Raw genomic sequence first — 19,732 nt, forward strand, 5'->3', positions numbered from 1 at the left:
CGGGCAAATACTTGATTAAATGGGGCGATTTTATCACAAAGCCCCATGGCGCGCCGTCCGTTCACCCGGCACGACGGCCCAGTACAGCAAACCACAGCGTCGCCAGCACCCCGGCCAGCACCGAGGCCAGCAGAATGGCGCCCTTGGCCTGCTCCAGTTGCTCAGGCAGCGGATAGGCCAGGCTGGCGATGAAGATCGACATGGTAAAGCCCATCCCCGCCAGCAAGCCAACACCAAACAGGTCACGCCAGCGTGCACCTTCGGGCAGCCGCGCCAAACGGAGCAGCCGCGCCAGCCCGCACAGCAGCAGGATACCAAAAGGCTTGCCCAGCACCAGCCCGGCGACAATACCGAGCGCCAGCGGTTGCTGCAGCGTAGTCAGCAGGCTGGCATCCAGATGGATGCCAGCATTGGCAAACGCAAACAGCGGCATGATCAGGAACGCGACCACGCCGTGCAAGCCATGCTCCAACCGTTGCAGCGGGGCCTGGATGGCTTCGCAGCCCGCCTCCAGTCCATGCACGATGTTTTGTGCTTCCTGATCGGTGAGCAACAGCGACAGGCGGTTGGGGTCGCGCTGTGCCAGATCGTTCAGCAGGCGCTGTGCGTCCTTGAGAAACAGCCCCGGCGCCACCTGCGGGCGGGCCGGAATGGCAAACGCCAGCAACACGCCTGCCACCGTGGCGTGCACCCCGGATTGCAGCACCAGATACCACAGGGCCACCCCCGGCAACAGGTAAAACCACAGGCTGCGCACCCCCAGCCGGTTGCCCAGCAGCAGCACCACCCACACCCCACCTGCAGCCAGCAGCATGTCCCACTGCAAGGCACCGCTGTAGAACAGCGCGATGACCAGCACCGCACCCAGGTCATCGGTAATCGCCAGTGCCGCCAGAAACACCCGCAGTGATGGCGGCACCCGGTTGCCCAGCAAGGTCAGCACCCCCAGCGCAAAGGCAATGTCGGTGGCCATCGGCACTCCCCAACCGTTGGCAGCCGGCGGGTGCGGGTTGAAATACAGATAGAGGGCCGCGGGGACCAGCATGCCACCAATGGCCCCCACCACCGGCAGCGCCGCTTGCCGCAGGCTGGCCAGTTCGCCCACCAGCAACTCTCGCTTGATCTCCAGCCCGACCAGCAGGAAAAACACCGCCATCAGGCCATCATTGATCCAGGCATGCAGCGGCAACTGCAAGCCAAGCCCGGCCAGACTCAGCCCGGCCGGCAGCTCCCACAAGGCATGGTAAGCATGCTCCCCACCCAGGTTCACCCACAGCAAGGCGGCGCCTGTCGCCAGCATCAGGACAATACCACTGGCGGCAGACAGCGCCGTGAAGCGTTCGATCGGTGCCACGATGAATCGCAGAATGGTGTGTCGTGTGTCAACCGTCATCTCGGCTCCTTCAGTTACGGGGAGTAGCTTGCCCGTCTCGGCCGCAAACTGTGGCCAGCATTGCATTTCCCTGATCATGGGCTAGGTTGAAAAGAAAGTGGTTCCATCTGATTGAATCCCTGCCCGGAGGGTGCAACATGCTCAAACGTCATATCGCTTCCCGATTGTACTTGCTGGGAGGCTGTCTATTGCTGTTGATTGTACTCACCGGATTGATCAGCCTCTATAACATGCGCGCCATCAATCAGGATTTTGCCAGCACCTACAATGACCGGGTGGTTCCACTCAAGCAGCTGAAAGTGGTGGCCGACATGTATGCGGTCAACATCGTTGATACCACGCACAAGCTGCGCAATGGCAACCTGAATGCCACGGCAGCCCAGCAAAGCATCGAAACCGCCCGGGCAACCATCGCCAAGGAATGGCAGGCCTATCGCAGCACCTATCTGACGCCGGATGAAGCACGTCTGGCCAGTGAGGCGGACACCTTGATGAAACAGGCGGATACCTCAATCAGCCAGCTGCTGGGCCTCATTCGGCAGAATAATGCAGAGGCTGTGGCTCAATATGCCGCAAAGAACATGTACCCGGTCATCGACCCGGTGTCTGGCAAAATCTCTGAGCTGATTGACTTGCAGTTACGCGAAGCACAGCGACTCTATCAGGACGGCGAGCAGCAATACCAGCGCACCCTCACCATCAGCATCGGTTTGTTGCTGGCAGCAATTGCCATCAGCCTGTTGCTCAGTCGCTGGATCGCCCGCAGTATCGTGGGGCCACTGAAAGCAGCCGTACACTATGCACAGACCATTGCGCAAGGCGACCTGAGCGCCTTGCCCCCTGCCGCCAGCCAGGATGAAACCGGCCAGTTGCTGACCTCGCTGGGTGTGATGCGGCAACAGCTTCATGCTCTGGTAGAACAGATCAGTAGCCTGGCCAGACAATTGAACGACCAATCCCGACATATGGGCGAATCGGTCAATCATGCCGTCTCGGCTACCGATACCCTGGACGAAGCCACCAGCTCGATTGCGGCAGCGGTTGAGCAGTCCGCCACCAGCATAGCCGTGATCAAGGACAACGCGACACATGCCCGTGAAGGGGTTCAAGCTACCGATACCGCCGCCCAGCACGCTTTAACTCGTGTTGGAGACATGCATCTGGAGCTGGAGCGCCTGAGTCACTCCATCCAGGACTCCGCACAGCAGGTACATACCTTGGCCGAGAGCAGTACTGAAATCAATGGCATGGTCAAGGTGATTGCGTCCATCGCCGAGCAAACCAACCTGCTGGCGCTGAATGCCTCCATTGAGGCTGCGCGTGCAGGCGAAATGGGGCGAGGCTTTGCGGTGGTTGCAGACGAGGTTCGCAAACTGGCTGAGCATACCGCCACTGCCACCAGTGACATTACCCAAGTGGTCTCTCGCATTACGCAGCAGACGGGGCAGACCGTGGAGCGCATGCAAAACAATGTTCGTCAGGTCAAGGCCACCATGGAGACTGCCACCACCACTCGAGAGCAGTTGAATGCGATTGGCAGCCATGTGCAGGCGGCCTTGAGTTCAGTGTCAGAAATCACCATTGCATTGCAGGAGCAGGTTCAGGCCAATCATCTGGTGGCACAGGATACCGAGCGGGTCGCTGACATGAGTAGCACCAACCTGTCCACCCTGCAGCAAGCCAGCGCCACCAGCCACGCCCTTGAGCAACAAAGCACCTCTTTGCTGCAGGCGGTACAACGATTCCAGCTCAGCACACACTGAATCGTGAGCGAGGTTACAAACCTCGCCGGTACTGGATGGCTTCCGCCACATCGGTGGCCTGCAAGGCGTCCCGCCCCGCCAGATCGGCCACGGTGCGGGCTACCCGCAAAATGCGATGGTAGGCACGGGCCGACAGGTTCAGTCGCTGGCTGGCCTGGGTCAGCATGTTCTGTGCAGTCGGGTCCAGTACGCAGAACTGTTCCAGCTCACGGCTACCGAGGCGGGCGTTGGGCATGCCTTGTCGCTGCTGCTGCCGAGCATGCGCCTGCGCCACCCGCTGCTGCACCGCCTCGCTGGATTCGCCATCCGGCATGGCCGCCAGTTGCTCTGGCGGCACGCTGGGCACTTCCAGCGTCAGGTCAATGCGGTCAAGCAGCGGGCCGGACAAGCGCCCGCGATAGCGTTGCACCTGATCCGGCGTGCAGCGGCAGCGCCCGGACGGATGACCATGGTAACCACAGGGGCAAGGGTTCATGGCGGCCACCAGCTGAAAACGCGCCGGGAAATCGGCTTGCTGCGCCGCACGTGAAATGGTGATGCGCCCGGCCTCCAGCGGCTCGCGCAAGACCTCCAGTACCTTGCGGTCAAACTCGGGCAACTCGTCCAGAAACAGGATGCCGTGATGGGCCAAGCTGATCTCACCGGGGCGCGGTGAACTGCCACCCCCAACCAGCGCGACACTGCTGGCACTGTGATGCGGGTCACGGTAGGGCCGCTGCCCCCAGTGTTTGGCTTGCCAGCCGCCGGAACCCAGCGACTGCACCATGGCGGCTTCCAGTGCTTCCTGCTCGTTCATCGGCGGCAACAGGCCGGGCAGCCGTTGGGCCAGCATGGACTTCCCGGTTCCTGGCGGGCCAAACAGCAGCAAGGAGTGCTGCCCTGCCGCCGCCACTTCCAGCGCCCGCTTGGCCTGGGCCTGGCCTTTGATGTCGCGCAGGTCCGGATAGTGTCGCGCGACACCTTGCGCTTGCCCCTGCCAGCCCGGCAACCGCTCACGGCCATTCAGGTGGGCGCACACTGCCAGCAGCGTGTCGGCGGGCAGAATCTGTGCCTCGCGTACCAGCGCGGCCTCATCGGCGTTGTCGCGCGGCAGGATGAATTGCCGTCCGGCCGTCTGGGTGGCCAGTGCCATGGCCAACGCGCCTCGAATCGGGCGGAGCTGACCGGTCAGGGCCAGTTCACCGGCAAACTCGTAGTGCTCCACCCCATCTGCCTGCAGCTGACCACTGGCCAGCAGGATACCGAGCGCAATCGGCAGGTCGAAACGGCCCGATTCTTTGGGCAAATCTGCCGGCGCCAGGTTGACGGTGATACGCCGTGCCGGCAATTCAAACCCGGCGGTCTGCAGCGCAGCCCGCACCCGGTCGCGGCTTTCCTTGACCTCGGCCTCCGGCAAACCCACCAGGGTGAACGAGGGCAGGCCATTGGCCAGATGTACCTCTACCGTCACCAGCGGCGCGTGCAAGCCCGCCAGCGCCCGGCTGTACAGCACCGCCAGCGCCATTAGTCCTCCTGTGCCTTGAGTTCCAGCGCGCGGCTGTACAGCAGGTTACGCGGCGCACCGCTGATGCGGGTGGCCAGTGCCACCGCCTGTTTAACCGGCAGCTCGGCCAGCAGAATCTGCAACACCCGCTCCGGCTCCTCTTCCAGCCCCTCGCTGACCCGCTCCGGCGCGCCATCCAGCACGATGACAAATTCGCCGCGCTGCTGGTTGGGGTCCGCCTGCATCCAGGGCAGCAGCTCACCGAGCGTGCCACGGCGGATGGTTTCAAACGTCTTGCTCAACTCACGGCACACCACCGCTTCTCGCGACGCACCCAGCCCGGTCAGCAGGTCCTGCATGCAATCCAGGATACGGTGTGGTGCCTCATATAACACCAGCAACTCCGTCACATCGCTGAGTGCGCGGATCGCCTCCAGCCGAGCGTTGTGTTTGGGGGGCAGGAAACCGATAAAGCGGAAGGCGGTACGCTCAAAGCCGCTGGCCGAGAGGGCGGTCACAACGGCGGAGGGTCCCGGCAAGGGTTCAACCCGAACCCCTGCCTGATGCATGGCGGCCACCACCCGTGCACCGGGGTCGGAAATACCCGGCGTGCCGGCATCCGACACCAGTGCCACATCCTCCCCAGCCTGCAGATGCTGCAACAGCTTTTCCGCCGCCGCACGTTCGTTGTGCTCATGCACCGCCAACATGCGGGGCTGCGCACCGATATGGCGCATCAAACCGCTGCTCACCCGGGTATCCTCGGCGGCCAGCAAGGTCACCCGGCTCAGCACATCGCGCGCGCGAACGGTCAGGTCTTGCAAATTTCCAATCGGGGTAGCGACCACATATAATGTGCCGACTGTTCTGTTATCAGGTTGCGCCATGCGCCTTTCTGCCTTGTTTCGTGTTGCTGTCGCCTTACTATACGGCCTCGGCCTGTCCCTCGCCAGTCAGGCCGAGGAGAATCCGGCCAGTGTGCCTGCGGCCACCCCGCAGACGCCACACATCGCCTTGCTGCTGCCCTTGCAGTCCAAGGCGCTGGGGCCGTCAGCCGACGCCATCAAATCCGGCTTCATGGCAGGCTTCGAGCGCGCCAGCAGCAACGCGCTGCCGTATGTGGTGTACCCGATGGCGGACGAAGGTGCCGAGGTGGTGGATACCTACCAGCTCGCCGTACGTAGTGGCGCCCGCGTGGTGGTAGGCCCCTTGACCATCCCTGCCTTGAAAACACTGGTGGATCGTCAGGCCATCAGCGTCCCGACCTTGGGCTTGAACACCCTGAGCAGCGAGCAGCCCGCTCCGGAAAAACTGTATCTGCTCAACCTGTCTGGGGCCGCTGAAGCCCGTCTGGTCGCACGCAAAGCCTGGCAGGCTGGCCTGAAGCGCGCCACCACGCTGGCCCTGGATTCGGCCGTAGACCAGCGCATGCAACAGGCGTTTGTGGCGGAATGGGAGAAGCTGGGTGGCACGATGGTGAGTCAGGTCAATGTCCCCACGGTCAAGCCCAACTACCCGTCGCTCAAACCGATGCTGGCCCAGTGCCAGTGCGATGTGTTTTTCCTGGCAACCGACGCCACCCGCGCCCGTACCATTCGCCCCTATCTGCCACCGGATGTGGCCGTGTACGCCACTTCGCAAGCCTATACCGGCCAGATCAAGTCGCCCGCCAACTTTGACCTGCGTAACCTGCGTTTCTACGATATGCCGTGGCTGTTGCAGCTGGATCATCCGGCGGTGATGATCTACAGCCGTAGCCCGGTACCGTTGTCACTGAGCAACGAACGCCTGTATGCGCTGGGCATTGATGCCTGGCGGCTGGCCGAAAAGATGCTGACCCACCAAAGCCAACAGCCATTGGAGCTGGACGGCGTGAGCGGGCGTCTGGTCTTGCTGCCGGACGGTCAGTTCCAGCGCGAGCTGACCGGCGCCGAAATACAGAATGATGAAGTCCGGCTGCAGCCGTGATTGACGGCAGCCAAGCCGAAGCAGCGGCTGCACACTGGCTGCAGAAGCAAGGCTTGCAGCTGGTGGCACGCAATTACCGTTGCCGCCATGGCGAGATTGACCTGATCATGCGCGATGGCCATACGCTGGTGTTTGTAGAAGTACGCGCCCGCAGCAGCAGCCGGTTTGGAGGGGCTGCTGCCAGCGTGGACCCTCGCAAGCAGCAGAAATTATGGCTGACCGCCCAGCACTATCTGGCCGGCTTGCCACAGCTACCCGCTTGCCGCTTTGATGTGCTGGCGCGGGAAGGTACTGAATGGCATTGGCTGAAGGATGCCATCCACGGCCAGTGACACACCGGCCCGCCGGAACTTTTTATGCCAGACCAACCCTTACCCATATTGCGGATGTCATGGATCTGATTGCCCGTATCAACCAACACTGCGCCGACAGCGCCACGCAGATCCTGCAGTATGGTGAAGAGCTGGCCACCCCGCTGGCGCTGGCGGCAGAAAAACTGGTGGAGAGCCTGCTGCAGGATGGCAAGATCCTGCTGTGTGCCGATGCGCATTGCCAGGCCTTGGCCAGCTATGCCGCCAGCCGTCTGCTGACACGCCTGCAGCTGGCACGCCCGGGTCTGGCTGCCCTGCACCTGTCTGGGGATGCCAGCTTGCTGGCCGCCCTGCAAGCGACCGACAGCCTGGACACGGTGTTTGCCCGGCAGATTGAAGTGCTGGGTCACCAGCAGGACGCCTTGCTGTTGCTGTGCAGCGATCAGCCCGGCCCCAGTTTGCTGCGGGCCATTGCCGCAGCACATGAGCGCGGGCTGATGGTGATTGCACTGGTCGGCCCGGCGGGTGCGGCGCTGGCCGCACAACTGCAGGAACAGGATGTTTTGCTGGAGGTACATTGTACCGACCCGGCCCGGGTGCATGAACTGTATTTACTGGCGTTGCATTGCCTATGCGACGCACTGGATTGTCTGCTGCTAGGAGTGGAAGCATGAAACATACGTTTTCCCGTCGTACCTTGGCCAGCCTGCTGCTGGTCACGGCATTGGTGCCGATGTTGAGCGGCTGCCCGGTGGTGGTAGGCGCTGGTGTGGTATTGGGGGCATCGTCTGCGGATGATCGCCGCACCACGGCCACCCAGCTGGAAGACCAGGGCATCGAATTGAAGGCCGAAAACCGGGTCGGCGAGAAGTTCAGTGGCAGCAATGTGCATATCAACGTGGTCAGCTTCAACAGGCAAGCCCTGATCACCGGTGAAGTGCCGGACGCCAAGACCAAGCAGGACATCGAACGCATCGTCAAGACGGTACCGAATGTTCGGACCGTATTCAATGAGATGGTGGTGGGCCCGACCAGCAGCCTGGGCAGCCGCAGCAATGATGGCTTCATCACCTCCAAGGTGAAAGCGCGTCTGCTGGACTCTGGCAAGGTCAACAGCAATCACGTCAAAGTGTTCACCGAAGATGGCGTTGTATTCCTGATGGGGCTGGTCAAACGACAGGAAGGCGCGGATGCGGTAGAAGTGGCGCGCACCACATCTGGCGTAAAACGCGTGGTAACCGGGTTCTTTGAATACCTGGACTGAGGGATTGACGAGCGCAATCAGGCGAGCACCGCCTGATTGCGCCCTGCTGATTTGGCCCGATACAAGGCCGCATCCGCTTTGCCCACCAACTCGGCCGCCAGCATCGTCGCATCTGGCAACACCGACGCCACGCCCACACTGATGGTCACCTCACCGCACACGGTGGACGCGGCATGCGGCAACTGCAGTTGCTGTACCTGCGCGCACAGATGGGTGCCATACTTCAGCACGTCTTCCGCCGAACAATACGGCAAGAGGGCGACAAACTCCTCTCCGCCATAACGCGCCATCACCTCACCCGGACGACGAGTGCTGTTGGCCAGACAATTCGCCACCGCTTGCAGGCAGCTATCGCCGAGCTGATGTCCGTAGTGATCGTTGTACAGCTTGAAATGGTCAATGTCGATCAGCGCCAGACCGAGCGGCAAACCCTGCCTGCGGTGACGTGCAATCTCTAGCTCCAGTTGCGCATCAAAGAAGCGGCGATTGAAAATGCCAGTCAGGCCATCCCGCTGTGCCAGATACTGCATGGCCAAAGCATGCTGCTGCAATTTGATGTGGGTTCGGACTCGGGCCAGAGCGGTGGGAGGATTAATCGGCTTGGTGATGAAGTCCACTGCACCCGCCTCCAAGGCAGCCACTTCGCTCTCCATGCTGTTGGTAGCGGTGACAAAAATGATGGCGCTGTCACGGGTGACCTCATCAGCCTTGAGGGCAGCACACACCTCATAGCCATTCATCCCCGGCATCTCGACATCCAGCAGGACCAACTGTGGGCGAAGGGTGCGTGCCAGATCAATTCCCTGAGCACCTGAAATGGCACACACTATCTGACCACACTCTTTCAGCAGGCTGCCGAGCAGACGCTGCATGGTGACACTGTCATCAATGATCAGTATCCGGCATTCCTGCATATCTGGTTCGGGCGGCATGGTTTATTGTACCTTACAGCCGTGGACGGTGCTTGAGCGGATAAGAGACGGTTACCCTGTTGCCAGCTGTATTGTAGTTCAGATCTCGGCACAGATTGCGTACCAGGGCAATACCCTTGCCGGATGGCCGCACTGCATGCAGCGTATTGGTCTGCTGCAGTTTACCCTGGTGATCAAAGCCCCGTCCGCTGTCCGTCACCATGATCTGCAAGACAGGCTCCGCCTCATCTTGCAAGATGGCCAGCTCGATGGTGATTTCACCTTGGGTCAGGGCCGTGAGCCGTTCGCTGCGCAGCATGAAGTACTCGTCCATGCCATCTGGTGACTCTTTGAGTGAAGAGTCCAGCAGCAAAATGCCATGATCAAGGGCATTGGCGAACAGTTCCGTCAGGATCAGGAATACTTCAGAACGCTGCCGCCGCGTAATGCGCACCTGATCCAGCACATGGATCAACAGCGGCACCGTATTCACATACTTCAGTTCCTCCGGCCCCAGCGTCAGCGCCATGCGCCAACCACTTTGCACACTGCCGGACACATCATCATGCTCGCGCTGACCCGCGCTGATGCGGTCGGCCAGCTCCTGATCACAGCGGACAATGACCAGGGAAATATCATCATGGTGCGGCTCGCCGGCCAGATGGTCGACCACGGACTGGCGAACCTGTTCGACCTCACCCCCTTGTGGGGCCTGCTGCACGGCTTGCAGCAGCCGTGGATAACCAAAGGGGGCCTTGTCGTGGTCTTCCGCCTCAACCAGACCATCCGAGCACATCACCAGCCGTAGCGGCTCTTGCAGCGCAAAGGATTCCGTCTTGGAGTCAAACTGCATTTCCGGCAGGATGCCGAGGGGCAGATGCCGCGACGGAAACAGCAACACCACCTCACCTTGTGCATTGAGCAGGTGCAGCTTGGGAATGCCTCCATTCCAGACTTCCAGCCGGTTGGTCAGCATGTCCACGGACACCAGCGCCGCCGAGATGAAGCGGTCGCGCGGCAGAATCTGCCTGACCTTGCTGTTGATCTCGCGCGCAATCTCGGCAATGGAGAAGCCCTTCTCGGTCATGGTGTAGAAAGGCTGCGTCACCGGCAGCACATTCAGCGCGGCCGTCAAACCATGCCCCACCCCGTCGGCCAGCATCACATACAGCACATCACCCGGTGTGCGTGCTGCTGCGAGCAAGTCTCCAGAGAGAAACTCGGCAGGAGAGATCCAGGAATCCAGCATCGGATCATCCAGCTTGGCGCTGTTGACGATGCGCTCCATCAAGTGCTGCGCCACCCGCTGCTCTTCGATCACGCGATCCTGGTAGCGGCTGAGCTCGATGGCCTGCTCCCGAACCCGCTTGTACAGCATGACACTGCGTTCAAAAGCGCTGATCTTGGCACGCAGAATAGGAAAATTGACCGGCTTGGTCAGGTAATCATCACCCCCCTGGGACAAGGCGGCCACCAGGTCGGCGTCGTTATCCAGTGCCGTCAGGAAAATTACGGGAACCCAGCGTTCGCCCACACGGGTTTTCAGCTCACGGGCTGTCGTGATGCCATCCATGCCAGGCATCACCATGTCCATCAAGACAATATCCGGTGTCTGCTGCTCGGCGATCTGCAGCGCCTCATCGCCACTCCCCGCCTCCAGCACCTGGTGCCCCAGCGACTCCGCAAAACGTCTCAACAACATGCGAATCATGCGGTCGTCGTCGACGACCATCAGGATCATGCCTTGCGTTTGCGGGGTATCCACCGGCTGTCAGCCCTCAGTCCATGACAAACAGTTTGCTGAAATTGGCAATTTCCAGTACCTGTCTGGCAGAGCCGGTGCAATGGCTAAGCGTCACCTGCTTGTGGTTATTGTCGGCTTTTTCCTTCAACAGCATCAGCATGCCGAGTGCCGAGCTGTCGATGTAATCTACCGCACGAAAATCCAGCACCAGTTGTCGCACCGCAGACTCTGCCAACGCCCGGTCGATGGCATCACGAAACTCACGGTGGGCATTGAAATCAAACCGCCCAGCCAGCGTCACCGTCGCCACGGCCCCATTTACGGTATAACTTGCCTGCATCATGCTCTCCTGCTATCAACCTGTCGCTTCAGGTTACCTGCCGGTAACCCGCCCGTGCATCTGCCCTGATTACATTATGGTCTACACCCGGTTGGTTTGCCGACCAAATCGCGCCAGCCACGCCATCACGCGTTCTGCCATCTTGTTGAGCGGCACGATCTCGTCCACCCCGCCTTGCGCGATGGCTTCCTTGGGCATGCCGAATACCACACAGCTCGCTTCATCCTGCGCAAAGTTGTACGCCCCGCCCTGCTTCATCTCCAGCATGCCCAATGCACCGTCCTTGCCCATGCCGGTGAGGATCACCCCCACCGCATTGGCGCCCGCCACATTGGCCGCTGAACGGAACAACACATCCACGCTGGGGCGATGGCGGTTGACCGGCGGGCCCTGATTCAACTCGATCACATAATTGGCCCCACTGCGGGCCAGCAGCATGTGCGAATGCCCCGGTGCAATATAGGCATGCCCTGGCATCACCCGCTCGCCGTGAACCGCCTCGGTAACCTTGATCTTGCACAACCCATCCAGCCGGTTGGCAAACGACTTGGTAAACATTTCCGGCATATGCTGCGTGATCAGGATGGCCGGGCTATCCGGCGGAAAAGGGACCAGAAAGTCTCGGAGAGCCTCCGTGCCGCCGGTAGACGCCCCCACAATGATCAGCTTTTCAGTCGACAGGATTTTCGGCCGCGCGCTCGGCAAGATGCTATCCGCACTCAATCTGGGGGCGATCTCCTGCTTGCGGGCACGCACCCGCGCACCGGCTGCAGCACGAATCTTGTCGCTGATCTCATCGGCGTAACCCTGAATGCCGCGCTCAATATCCAGCTTGGGCTTGGCAATGTAGTCCACCGCGCCTAGCTCCATCGCGCGCATGGCAGCCTCCGAGCTGCGCTCGGTCAGCGTCGAAATCATCAGCACCGGTGTGGGCCGTAGTCGCATCAGTTTCTCCAGGAAGTCGAGCCCATCCATGCGTGGCATTTCGATATCCAGCGTAATCACATCCGGATTGGTATTGCGGATCACCTCCCGCGCCACGATCGGGTCTTGTGCTACCCCCACCACACGCATGTCACGATTGCGGTTGATGATCTCGCTGAGCAGATTGCGAATCAGCGCCGAATCATCCACCACTACCACCTTGATCGGGTTTGCCATGCACCCCGCCCCTTCTGTGTCAGAACAGCTCGACCTGACCTTCGGCACTGCCGTAATTGATGCGCGTGCTGTAGTCGCGTTCGCGCTGGACAATGGTATTGTTGTGTACCGTCTTCAGTTTCTTGACCAGCACCCGGCCCGTACGGGCAAAGAAGTATACCTTGCGCGGATAAATGTCCAGCAGGTCTTCACACAAGACGGGGATATTCTCGATGGACAGGAAGCGCCGCACGAAACTGGCATTGCGCTGCCCCACATTCGCTACGGTAAAGCCACGCAGCACATTGCCGCCGCCAAACACCTTGGCTTCCAGATTCTGGCGCCGTGCGCCATTCTTCAACAGCTGATTGATCAGCACCTCCATGGCATAAGCCCCATAACGGGCCGATTGTGACAGTGGAGAGTCGCCGTCACCCTGCCCGTCGGGCAGCATGAAATGGTTCATGCCGCCAATGCCGGACACCCGGTCACGGATGCAGGCAGACACACAGGAGCCCAGCACGGTCACAATCATCATGTCACGCGTGGTTACATAGTATTCGCCCGGAAGGATCTTGGCGGCTTCGATGTCAAAATGCTTGTCGAAGTACAAAGTGGGGGCAATGACCTCCTCTTCCAGGCGAGCACTCATACCTCGCCTTTCAGGCCATACACCGTCTTGCCTCGCGGCACAAACAGATCGGACACATGCCCCAGATGTTCTGAATGGCCAACGTACAGCAGCCCATCCTTGCGCAGCAATGGCACAAACTTCTCCAGAATGCGCCGCTGGGTCGGCTTGTCAAAGTAGATCATGACATTACGGCAAAAGATGGCATCAAATGGCCCACGAATCGGCCAGCTGGCGTCCAGCAAATTGAGCTGGCGGAACGTGATCAGCGCCTGCAACTCCGGCCGCACCCGAGCTTCACCGACATGAGCACCGCTGCCCCGGAGAAAAAACCGGCGCATCCGGTCTGCAGACAGTTTCTCCAGTTTCTCCTGCGCATAGACGCCCGTCCGTCCCTTGTTCAATACCTGGGTATCCAGATCACTGGCCAGAATACGGGCATTCGGGGTCAGACTCTGAAAATGTTCCATCAGGGTCATCGCCAGCGTATAGGGCTCCTCGCCGGTACTGGCTGCGTTACACCAGATGTTGACCTGATGCCCATCTTTGGCGGTCTTGCTCAGCTGCTCCTTCAGCAGGTCAAAGTGATGAGCCTCACGAAAGAACGAGGTCAGATTGGTGGTCAGCGCATTGGTGAACTCCTCCCATTCCGGCGAGTTCGGGTTACGTTGCAACTGCTCGAGATAGGCCTGAAAGCTGGTCAAACCCTGTGCCCGCAGCCGGCGGGCCAGTCGGCTGTAAACCATTTGCTTCTTGCTGTCTGCCAGCGAGATGCCTGCCTTCTTGTAAATCACCTGACGCACCAGCTCAAAATCCTGGTCGGTGAAGTGGAATTCCCGGCTTTTGTCTTCGCTCAACATGATCTCATCCAGATAGTAGGGAGGGCTCCCGGCCCAAGTCTGCCCTTACACCGGGAGACGCTCATTGAGGCCACTCAGAACTCCTCCCAGTCCCCATCATCCGAAACAGGCTTGGGCAGGGACGCTGGCCTGCCGCCCCCCCGCGCCGGGCTGGCAGCGCGCGCTGTCGCCATCGCCGTAGGTGCCGGCGCGGCCAGTGCACGCGAGCTGCTGCCACCCAGTTTGAACACCGAGACTGCGATGGTCAAACCCTGCGCCTGCTCCTGCAGACTCTCTGCCGCCGCCGCCGCTTGCTCAACCAGTGCCGCATTCTGCTGCGTCATGTCATCCATCTGGGTGATGGTGGTATTGACCTGCTCGATGCCCGCGCTTTGCTCGGTGCTGGCAGCAGAGATCTCACTCATGATATCGGTGACCCGCTTCACAGCGGTGACGATCTCTTCCATGGTATGCCCCGCCTCATCCACCAGCTTGGAGCCACTGTCCACTTTCTCGACCGAGTCATTGATCAAGGCTTTGATTTCCTTGGCGGCACCGGCAGAGCGTTGCGCCAGGTTGCGCACCTCGCTGGCCACCACCGCAAAGCCCCGTCCTTGCTCACCGGCACGCGCCGCTTCCACCGCAGCATTCAGGGCCAGGATATTGGTCTGGAAGGCAATGCCGTCGATCACGCTGATGATGTCTTCGATCTTGCGGGCCGAGCCACTGATCGCCTGCATGGTGGTCACCACTTCACTGACCACTTCCCCACCCTTCACCGCAATATCGGATGCCCCACGCGCCAGCTGATTGGCCTGACGTGCATTTTCGGCATTCTGCTTCACCGTACTGGTCAGCTCTTCCATGCTGGACGCAGTTTCTTCCAGGCTGGCCGCTTGCTCTTCGGTACGCTGACTGAGGTTCTGGTTGCCGGAAGCAATTTCCCGCGATGCCGTGTTGATGGTATCGGTGGCCTCCTTGATCTGCAGCACAATCTCGGTCAGGCGGTCGATGGTGGTGGTGCTGTCTTCCTTCAGCTGACCGAAAGCCCCTTCGTAGTCATTCACCACCTTGACGGTCAGATCCCCTTGCGCCAGCGCGCTGAATACCCGGCCAATATCACTCAGACCACGTTCGCTGGTTTCCATCAGCCGGTTGACGCCGTCGCCCAGGGTCTTGAAGAATCCTGCCTTGCCTTGCATCTCGATACGCTGGCTGAAGTCACCCCGGCCAGTAGCCTGGATGATGCTGTCCACTTCCTGCTCCACCGCCACTTCCTGAGTGATGTCACTCCACTCCACCACACTGCCCAGCCGCTCGCCGGCTTCGCCAAACACCGGGTTGGCAATCAAGGCGAAGTGGCGGCCCCCTACCTGGATCTTGGTGCGGTAAGTGGCCTTCAGGTTAGCCAACATATTCATCTGGTGGGCCGGGTTCTTGTGGAAGGTGTCGATCAGCGTCCCTTGCAGATTGGCGGAGCTGAACTGTGGCAGGTCTTTGCGGATATCCGACTCTGCAGCACGCAGCATGTCTTGTACGGCGCGATTCATATAAATGATCTTGCGGTCGTTGTCCGCAATCATCACATTGCTGGACACCCCATCCAGCGCGCTCTTGATGCGGGCGTTCTCACCGGCCACCTGCAATTCACGCTCACGGGCAACCAGCTGCTCGGTCACATCCGCCCACTCCACCACACTGCCCAGACGGCTGCCTTGTTCATCTTTCACCGGGTTGGCAATCAGGTCAAAGGTACGTCCCCCCACCTTGATGCGTGACTTGTAGGTAGAAGTCAGGTTGGCCAGCAGACTCATCTGGTGTGCCGGGTTCTTGTGGAAGGTGTCGATCAGCGCGCCTTGCAGATTGGCAGTGCTGAATTGTGGCAGGTCCTTGCGGATATCGGCTTCAGCCGCACGCAGCATGTCCAGCACCGCGCGGTTCATGTAGATGATCTTGCGGTCGTTGTCCGCAATCATCACGTTGCCGGATACCCCATCCAGTGCACTCTTGATGCGGGCATTGGCCACCGCGGCTTCAGCCGCCGCGCGCAGGGTCTGCTGCATTTGCTGCATGTTGGCCAGCAGGCTGCTGCTGTCACCCGACTTCACCGGAATCGCGGTCTGCAAATCGCCCGCCGCCGTACGCTTGACCGCGGCCAGCGCCACACTCAGCTCCCCGCCCAGGCTGCCGAGAATGCTGCGGGTAATCCAGAATGCCAGCAGCACGCCGATGACCACCGCCGTCACGCCGATCAGCAAGACCATCTTGATGGTGGCGTTGCCTTCGGCCTCGAGCAGCGTAGCATGCTCCTGCACCTGACTGGTTTCAAAGTTGATCAAGGCAGAAATGGCCTCGAGGTAGGCACTCTGCGAATCACGGGTTTTGGTCAGCAGGTATGCCTTGGAGGCCACATGGTCGCCACTGTCAAACAAGCGCAGGAACTCGTTGGTATCCGCTACAAATCCGTCTCGAGTGGACTTCACCTTGTCAAGCAGGGCGCGCTCTTCCGGCTCCATCTCCGCAGACTCCAGCTGTTTGAGCCGGTCCACAATGATACTGCGGGCGTCATTGATCTTCTTGCGCTGTTCATCCACCAGGGCCTTGTCATCCGCCAGCTGCGTGGTGCGGATGGATCGGGCAATGCTGTTGATGGCATCAATGACATCATTGGCCAGCACAGATCGGGGGAAATGCTTGCGGCTCATTTCCACCATATTCTCCTGCATGCTGATCACCTGGTTTCGGGTCAGCAGGGCGGACAGCACCAGAAGCAGCAACAGGATGCCGAAGCCGCCGAGCAGTTTGTTACGAACAGACAGTGCATTCAGGTTCACTTGGTATCTCCCTGCAGAAGTTCAGGCGGGCTGCATGGAGTGGTCCATCAACTCCATTTCGCTGCTGGTCATCAGTTTTTCGATATCGGCGAGGATGATCATGCGTTCATCCACCGTCCCCAATCCCTGGATATAGTCCGTCTTCAAGGTGGCACCGAATTCGGGTGCAGGACGGATCTGTTCACTCATCAGGGTGATCACATCGGATACCCCGTCCACCACGATGCCCACCACCCTGTGCGCCACATTGAGGATGATCACCACCGTGAACTGGTTGTAGGTGGCGGTACCCACCTGAAATTTGATGCGCAAATCCACCACCGGCACGATGGTGCCGCGCAGGTTGATCACCCCCTTGATGAAGGCCGGGGAGTTGGCAATGGTGGTCACCGTGTCGTAGCCCCGGATCTCCTGCACCTTGAGGATGTCGATGCCGTACTCCTCCTCCCCGAGGGTAAAGACCAGGTATTCACCACTGGCCGCATTGTGCTGATTGACTGTTTCCATACGGACCATTCCTTGCATCAGGCTGCAGCAGGCTGCTGCTGGCTCAGTTTGAACAGGGCTTCCACGTCGATGATCAGCGCCACCCGCCCATCGCCCATGATGGTGGCCCCGGAAATACCGGCCACCTTGCGGTAATTGCTTTCCAGACTCTTGATCACCACCTGCTGCTGGCCCAGCAGGTCATCCACAAACAGCGCCAGCTTGCCGCCATCGGCCTCAAGGATGATCACCAGCCCGCGGTCATAGCTCGCCACATGGTCTTCAATGTTGAACACCCGGTGCAGGCACACCAGCGGCAGGTATTCACCGCGCACATGGATCAGCTCCCCGCGCCCGGCCACGGTGTTGATGTCTTCCATCCTGGGCTGCAAGGATTCCACGATGAAGGTGAGCGGAATCACAAATACCTCCGGCCCGACCGAAACCGACATGCCATCCAGAATCGCCAGCGTCAGCGGCAGCCGGATGGACATGGTGGTGCCCTGGTCGCGCGCCGACTCAATGTCGATACGGCCGCCCATGCCCTGGATATTGCGGCGAACCACATCCATGCCGACCCCCCGCCCGGAGACATCGGTCACCACTTCGGCCGTGGAAAAACCTGCCTCAAAGATCAGGCTCCACACTTCCTGATCGGTCATGCTGTCGCTCACCGTCATGCCATTGCTGCGCGCCTTGGCCAGAATGCGCTCCCGGCTGAGCCCGCCGCCATCGTCCGAAACCTGGATCATGATGTTGCCACCCTGATGGAAGGCCTTCAGCGTCAGCGTACCGCGCTCCGGCTTGCCTTTGGCCAGCCGGGCTTCACTGGTCTCAATGCCATGATCCAGGCTATTACGCACCAGGTGCGTGAGCGGGTCGGCCAGCTTTTCGATCAGGCCCTTGTCCATCTCGGTGTTTTCGCCGATGGTGACCAGATCCACCTTCTTGCCCAGTTTGGCCGCGACGTCGCGCACCACGCGCGGGAAGCGGCTGAAGACAAAGGAGATCGGCATCATGCGGATCGACATCGCGGCTTCCTGCAGCTCACGGGTATTGCGCTCGAGCAGGGCTACACCGTTGTACAGGCGTTCATGCAGCACCGGATCAAACTGACCGGCGATCTGCGCCAGCATGGCCTGGGTAATCACCAGCTCACCGACCAGATTGATGATCTGGTCCACCTTTTCCACCCCGACCCGGATCGAGGTGCTTTCCTGGGCCACTGCGCCTGCGGCCGCGGCCTTGGCAGCAGCCGGTTTCTCGGCAGGCACCTTGGCGGGCGCAGCGACAGCGGCCACGGGCACAATACTCGCTTCCGCCTGCTGCTCGGCTTCACTCAGCGGCGTGAACAGGCCAAAACCGTCACTCTCTTCCTGCACCAAGGCCTCGACCGGCGCAGAGGGAAGTGGCGCAAACAAGCCAAAGCCTTCATCTTCTTCCAGCACATCGTTACTGCTGACAGCGGCCCCCTCCAACGGGGGGAAGAAACCAAACCCGCCATCAGCATCGTCCTGCAGTCCGGCGTTGAAGTCTTCTACCGTAAACGCAAACTCCGGCAGCAGAAAGCCCAGCATCTCGGAGAGGTCCTGGCAGGACGCAGCGGTGGTAAACACCCATTCGCGCGTTTTGCCACCGTCGCCCTCATCTTGCTCACTCATGCTGCCCAGTTTGCCAAAGCCCGCAAGCCGCTCCTGCAATGAGTCCAGATCCAGCCCGGCCGCCAGCACAGCATCCAGTTTCAGCGTGAGCCGCAGCCGTTGCTCGCCTTCTGGCAGCCCGCCGCCTGCGGTCTCTTGTGCTTCATCTGCCCCCCCGCTCAATGCCGTCAGTCGGTCACAGATCAGCTGGCTGGCCGCATCATCCGCCTCTCCCTGACCTTGGTGCGCCGCCAGCAAGTTCTTCAGCACATCGCCCGCCTGCAGAAACACGTCCACCATTTCGCTGCTCAGCTTGAGCTCATGCTTGCGAATACGATCGAGCAGGTTTTCCAGAATATGGGTGACTTCAGTCAGGTCATTGAAGCCAAACGTACCGGCGCCACCCTTGATCGAGTGCGCGGCCCGAAAGATGGCATTCAAAGCCTCATCGTCCGGCTGCTGAATATCCAGCGCCAGTAGCAAGGACTCCATCTCTCCCAGGTGTTCCGCCGCCTCCTCGAAGAAGACCTGGTGAAACTGCGACATGTCTATGCTCATCACCCGCTCCGTCTGCCGATGACCCGGTGGGCCGAGGTTAGCCGATGACCTTTTTCACGACATCCAGCAGCTTTTGCGGATCGAAAGGCTTGACCAGCCAGCCCGTCGCGCCGGCAGCACGGCCTTGCTGCTTCATGGCGTCACCTGCTTCAGTGGTCAGCATCAGGATCGGCGTGGTGCGATAGGTCGGCAGCGCGCGCAAGGACTTGATCAGGGTAAGGCCATCCATGCCCGGCATGTTCTGATCGGTCAGGATCAGGTCAAACGGTGTGCCGCGGGCTGCCGCCAGCCCGGCATTGCCATCCACCGCTTCCTGTACCTGATAACCCGCTGTTTTCAGGGTGTATACCACCATCTGCCGGATGGACGCCGAGTCATCCACGGTGAGTATGTTCTTGGCCATATGTGCTCCAGGTGTTGAGTGTTG

Annotated in this window: 18 protein-coding genes; 5 read left to right on the forward strand and 13 right to left on the reverse strand. The window is 60.4% G+C overall.

What is annotated here, in order from left to right:
- Positions 1-61: 61 nt before the first annotated feature.
- Positions 62-1,393, reverse strand: coding sequence for a Na+/H+ antiporter NhaA (gene nhaA / locus ACE3O2_RS10570; protein WP_374337288.1), 1,332 nt, complete (start codon positions 1,391-1,393; stop codon positions 62-64).
- A gap of 137 nt (positions 1,394-1,530) precedes the next feature.
- Here nhaA and ACE3O2_RS10575 point away from each other — a divergent pair, with 137 nt between their 5' ends.
- A complete protein-coding gene (locus tag ACE3O2_RS10575) occupies positions 1,531-3,156 on the forward strand; it encodes a methyl-accepting chemotaxis protein (protein WP_374337290.1) in 1,626 nt (541 codons plus the stop codon).
- A 13-nt stretch (positions 3,157-3,169) separates the two neighbouring features.
- On the opposite strand, the gene ACE3O2_RS10580 is transcribed toward ACE3O2_RS10575, so the two are convergent.
- Together ACE3O2_RS10580 and rsmI are read right to left on the reverse strand one after the other, a co-directional pair.
- A complete protein-coding gene (locus ACE3O2_RS10580) occupies positions 3,170-4,660 on the reverse strand; it encodes a YifB family Mg chelatase-like AAA ATPase (RefSeq protein ID WP_374337292.1) in 1,491 nt (496 codons plus the stop codon).
- A complete protein-coding gene (gene rsmI / locus ACE3O2_RS10585) occupies positions 4,660-5,526 on the reverse strand; it encodes a 16S rRNA (cytidine(1402)-2'-O)-methyltransferase (protein ID WP_374337294.1) in 867 nt (288 codons plus the stop codon). The genes ACE3O2_RS10580 and rsmI overlap by 1 nt, the downstream gene beginning before the upstream one ends.
- Between rsmI and ACE3O2_RS10590 the strand changes: the two genes are divergently transcribed.
- Genes ACE3O2_RS10590 through ACE3O2_RS10605 form a run of 4 tightly spaced genes read left to right on the forward strand, consistent with a single transcriptional unit; the run spans position 5,525 to position 8,182 of the window.
- Positions 5,525-6,607, forward strand: a complete 1,083-nt coding sequence (locus ACE3O2_RS10590) for a penicillin-binding protein activator (RefSeq protein WP_374337296.1) — start codon at positions 5,525-5,527, stop codon at positions 6,605-6,607. The genes rsmI and ACE3O2_RS10590 overlap by 2 nt on opposite strands.
- The gene (locus ACE3O2_RS10595) at positions 6,604-6,939 is read left to right on the forward strand and encodes a YraN family protein (RefSeq protein ID WP_374337298.1); all 336 of its coding nucleotides are present in this window, start codon (positions 6,604-6,606) and stop codon (positions 6,937-6,939) included. Before ACE3O2_RS10590 ends, ACE3O2_RS10595 begins: the two co-directional genes overlap by 4 nt.
- 59 nt (positions 6,940-6,998) lie before the next feature.
- A complete protein-coding gene (locus ACE3O2_RS10600) occupies positions 6,999-7,592 on the forward strand; it encodes an SIS domain-containing protein (RefSeq protein ID WP_374337300.1) in 594 nt (197 codons plus the stop codon).
- Positions 7,589-8,182 carry a BON domain-containing protein gene (locus ACE3O2_RS10605; protein WP_374337302.1) on the forward strand — a complete coding sequence of 198 codons (594 nt, stop codon included), beginning with the start codon at positions 7,589-7,591 and terminating at the stop codon, positions 8,180-8,182. The genes ACE3O2_RS10600 and ACE3O2_RS10605 overlap by 4 nt, the downstream gene beginning before the upstream one ends.
- A 17-nt stretch (positions 8,183-8,199) precedes the next feature.
- On the opposite strand, the gene ACE3O2_RS10610 is transcribed toward ACE3O2_RS10605, so the two are convergent.
- The 10 genes from ACE3O2_RS10610 to ACE3O2_RS10655 form a co-directional block, all read right to left on the reverse strand.
- Positions 8,200-9,114: a diguanylate cyclase domain-containing protein gene (locus ACE3O2_RS10610; protein WP_374337304.1), complete on the reverse strand. Its 915-nt coding sequence runs from the start codon at positions 9,112-9,114 to the stop codon at positions 8,200-8,202.
- Positions 9,115-9,127: 13 nt separating this feature from the next.
- Positions 9,128-10,858, reverse strand: a complete 1,731-nt coding sequence (locus ACE3O2_RS10615; RefSeq protein ID WP_374337306.1) for a SpoIIE family protein phosphatase — start codon at positions 10,856-10,858, stop codon at positions 9,128-9,130.
- A 13-nt stretch (positions 10,859-10,871) separates the two neighbouring features.
- Positions 10,872-11,180, reverse strand: a complete 309-nt coding sequence (locus tag ACE3O2_RS10620) for an STAS domain-containing protein (RefSeq protein WP_240947281.1) — start codon at positions 11,178-11,180, stop codon at positions 10,872-10,874.
- A gap of 78 nt (positions 11,181-11,258) precedes the next feature.
- Positions 11,259-12,338 (reverse strand): chemotaxis response regulator protein-glutamate methylesterase, encoded by a 1,080-nt coding sequence (locus tag ACE3O2_RS10625; protein ID WP_374337308.1) that lies wholly within the window; start codon positions 12,336-12,338, stop codon positions 11,259-11,261.
- 19 nt (positions 12,339-12,357) lie between these two features.
- Positions 12,358-12,969 (reverse strand): chemoreceptor glutamine deamidase CheD, encoded by a 612-nt coding sequence (gene cheD, locus ACE3O2_RS10630; RefSeq protein ID WP_374337310.1) that lies wholly within the window; start codon positions 12,967-12,969, stop codon positions 12,358-12,360.
- The gene (locus tag ACE3O2_RS10635; RefSeq protein WP_374337312.1) at positions 12,966-13,808 is read right to left on the reverse strand and encodes a CheR family methyltransferase; all 843 of its coding nucleotides are present in this window, start codon (positions 13,806-13,808) and stop codon (positions 12,966-12,968) included. Before ACE3O2_RS10635 ends, cheD begins: the two co-directional genes overlap by 4 nt.
- Positions 13,809-13,882: 74 nt before the next feature.
- Complete coding sequence (locus tag ACE3O2_RS10640) at positions 13,883-16,621, reverse strand: methyl-accepting chemotaxis protein (RefSeq protein WP_374337314.1); 2,739 nt, start codon at positions 16,619-16,621, stop codon at positions 13,883-13,885.
- A gap of 21 nt (positions 16,622-16,642) precedes the next feature.
- Positions 16,643-17,128 (reverse strand): chemotaxis protein CheW, encoded by a 486-nt coding sequence (locus ACE3O2_RS10645; RefSeq protein ID WP_374337316.1) that lies wholly within the window; start codon positions 17,126-17,128, stop codon positions 16,643-16,645.
- A gap of 17 nt (positions 17,129-17,145) precedes the next feature.
- Positions 17,146-19,293 carry a chemotaxis protein CheW gene (locus tag ACE3O2_RS10650; protein ID WP_374337318.1) on the reverse strand — a complete coding sequence of 716 codons (2,148 nt, stop codon included), beginning with the start codon at positions 19,291-19,293 and terminating at the stop codon, positions 17,146-17,148.
- Positions 19,294-19,342: 49 nt separating this feature from the next.
- On the reverse strand, positions 19,343-19,708 hold the full coding sequence (locus ACE3O2_RS10655) for a response regulator (protein WP_168878028.1): 366 nt from the start codon (positions 19,706-19,708) through the stop codon (positions 19,343-19,345).
- Positions 19,709-19,732: the final 24 nt, after the last annotated feature.

It is taken from the genome of Leeia sp. (assembly GCF_041909055.1).
In the GTDB taxonomy this organism is placed as follows: Bacteria; Pseudomonadota; Gammaproteobacteria; order Burkholderiales; family Leeiaceae; genus Leeia; species Leeia aquatica.

Bases quoted from the DNA above. Each gene is read 5' to 3' on its own strand.
- nhaA (WP_374337288.1), bottom strand. From the start codon at position 1,393: ATGACGGTTGACACACGACACACCATTCTGCGATTCATCGTGGCACCG.
- ACE3O2_RS10575 (WP_374337290.1), top strand. From the start codon at position 1,531: ATGCTCAAACGTCATATCGCTTCCCGATTGTACTTGCTGGGAGGCTGT.
- ACE3O2_RS10580 (WP_374337292.1), bottom strand. From the start codon at position 4,660: ATGGCGCTGGCGGTGCTGTACAGCCGGGCGCTGGCGGGCTTGCACGCG.
- ACE3O2_RS10590 (WP_374337296.1), top strand. From the start codon at position 5,525: ATGCGCCTTTCTGCCTTGTTTCGTGTTGCTGTCGCCTTACTATACGGC.
- rsmI (WP_374337294.1), bottom strand. From the start codon at position 5,526: ATGGCGCAACCTGATAACAGAACAGTCGGCACATTATATGTGGTCGCT.
- ACE3O2_RS10600 (WP_374337300.1), top strand. From the start codon at position 6,999: ATGGATCTGATTGCCCGTATCAACCAACACTGCGCCGACAGCGCCACG.
- ACE3O2_RS10605 (WP_374337302.1), top strand. From the start codon at position 7,589: ATGAAACATACGTTTTCCCGTCGTACCTTGGCCAGCCTGCTGCTGGTC.
- ACE3O2_RS10610 (WP_374337304.1), bottom strand. From the start codon at position 9,114: ATGCCGCCCGAACCAGATATGCAGGAATGCCGGATACTGATCATTGAT.
- ACE3O2_RS10620 (WP_240947281.1), bottom strand. From the start codon at position 11,180: ATGATGCAGGCAAGTTATACCGTAAATGGGGCCGTGGCGACGGTGACG.
- ACE3O2_RS10625 (WP_374337308.1), bottom strand. From the start codon at position 12,338: ATGGCAAACCCGATCAAGGTGGTAGTGGTGGATGATTCGGCGCTGATT.
- cheD (WP_374337310.1), bottom strand. From the start codon at position 12,969: ATGAGTGCTCGCCTGGAAGAGGAGGTCATTGCCCCCACTTTGTACTTC.
- ACE3O2_RS10635 (WP_374337312.1), bottom strand. From the start codon at position 13,808: ATGTTGAGCGAAGACAAAAGCCGGGAATTCCACTTCACCGACCAGGAT.
- ACE3O2_RS10645 (WP_374337316.1), bottom strand. From the start codon at position 17,128: ATGGAAACAGTCAATCAGCACAATGCGGCCAGTGGTGAATACCTGGTC.
- ACE3O2_RS10650 (WP_374337318.1), bottom strand. From the start codon at position 19,293: ATGTCGCAGTTTCACCAGGTCTTCTTCGAGGAGGCGGCGGAACACCTG.
- ACE3O2_RS10655 (WP_168878028.1), bottom strand. From the start codon at position 19,708: ATGGCCAAGAACATACTCACCGTGGATGACTCGGCGTCCATCCGGCAG.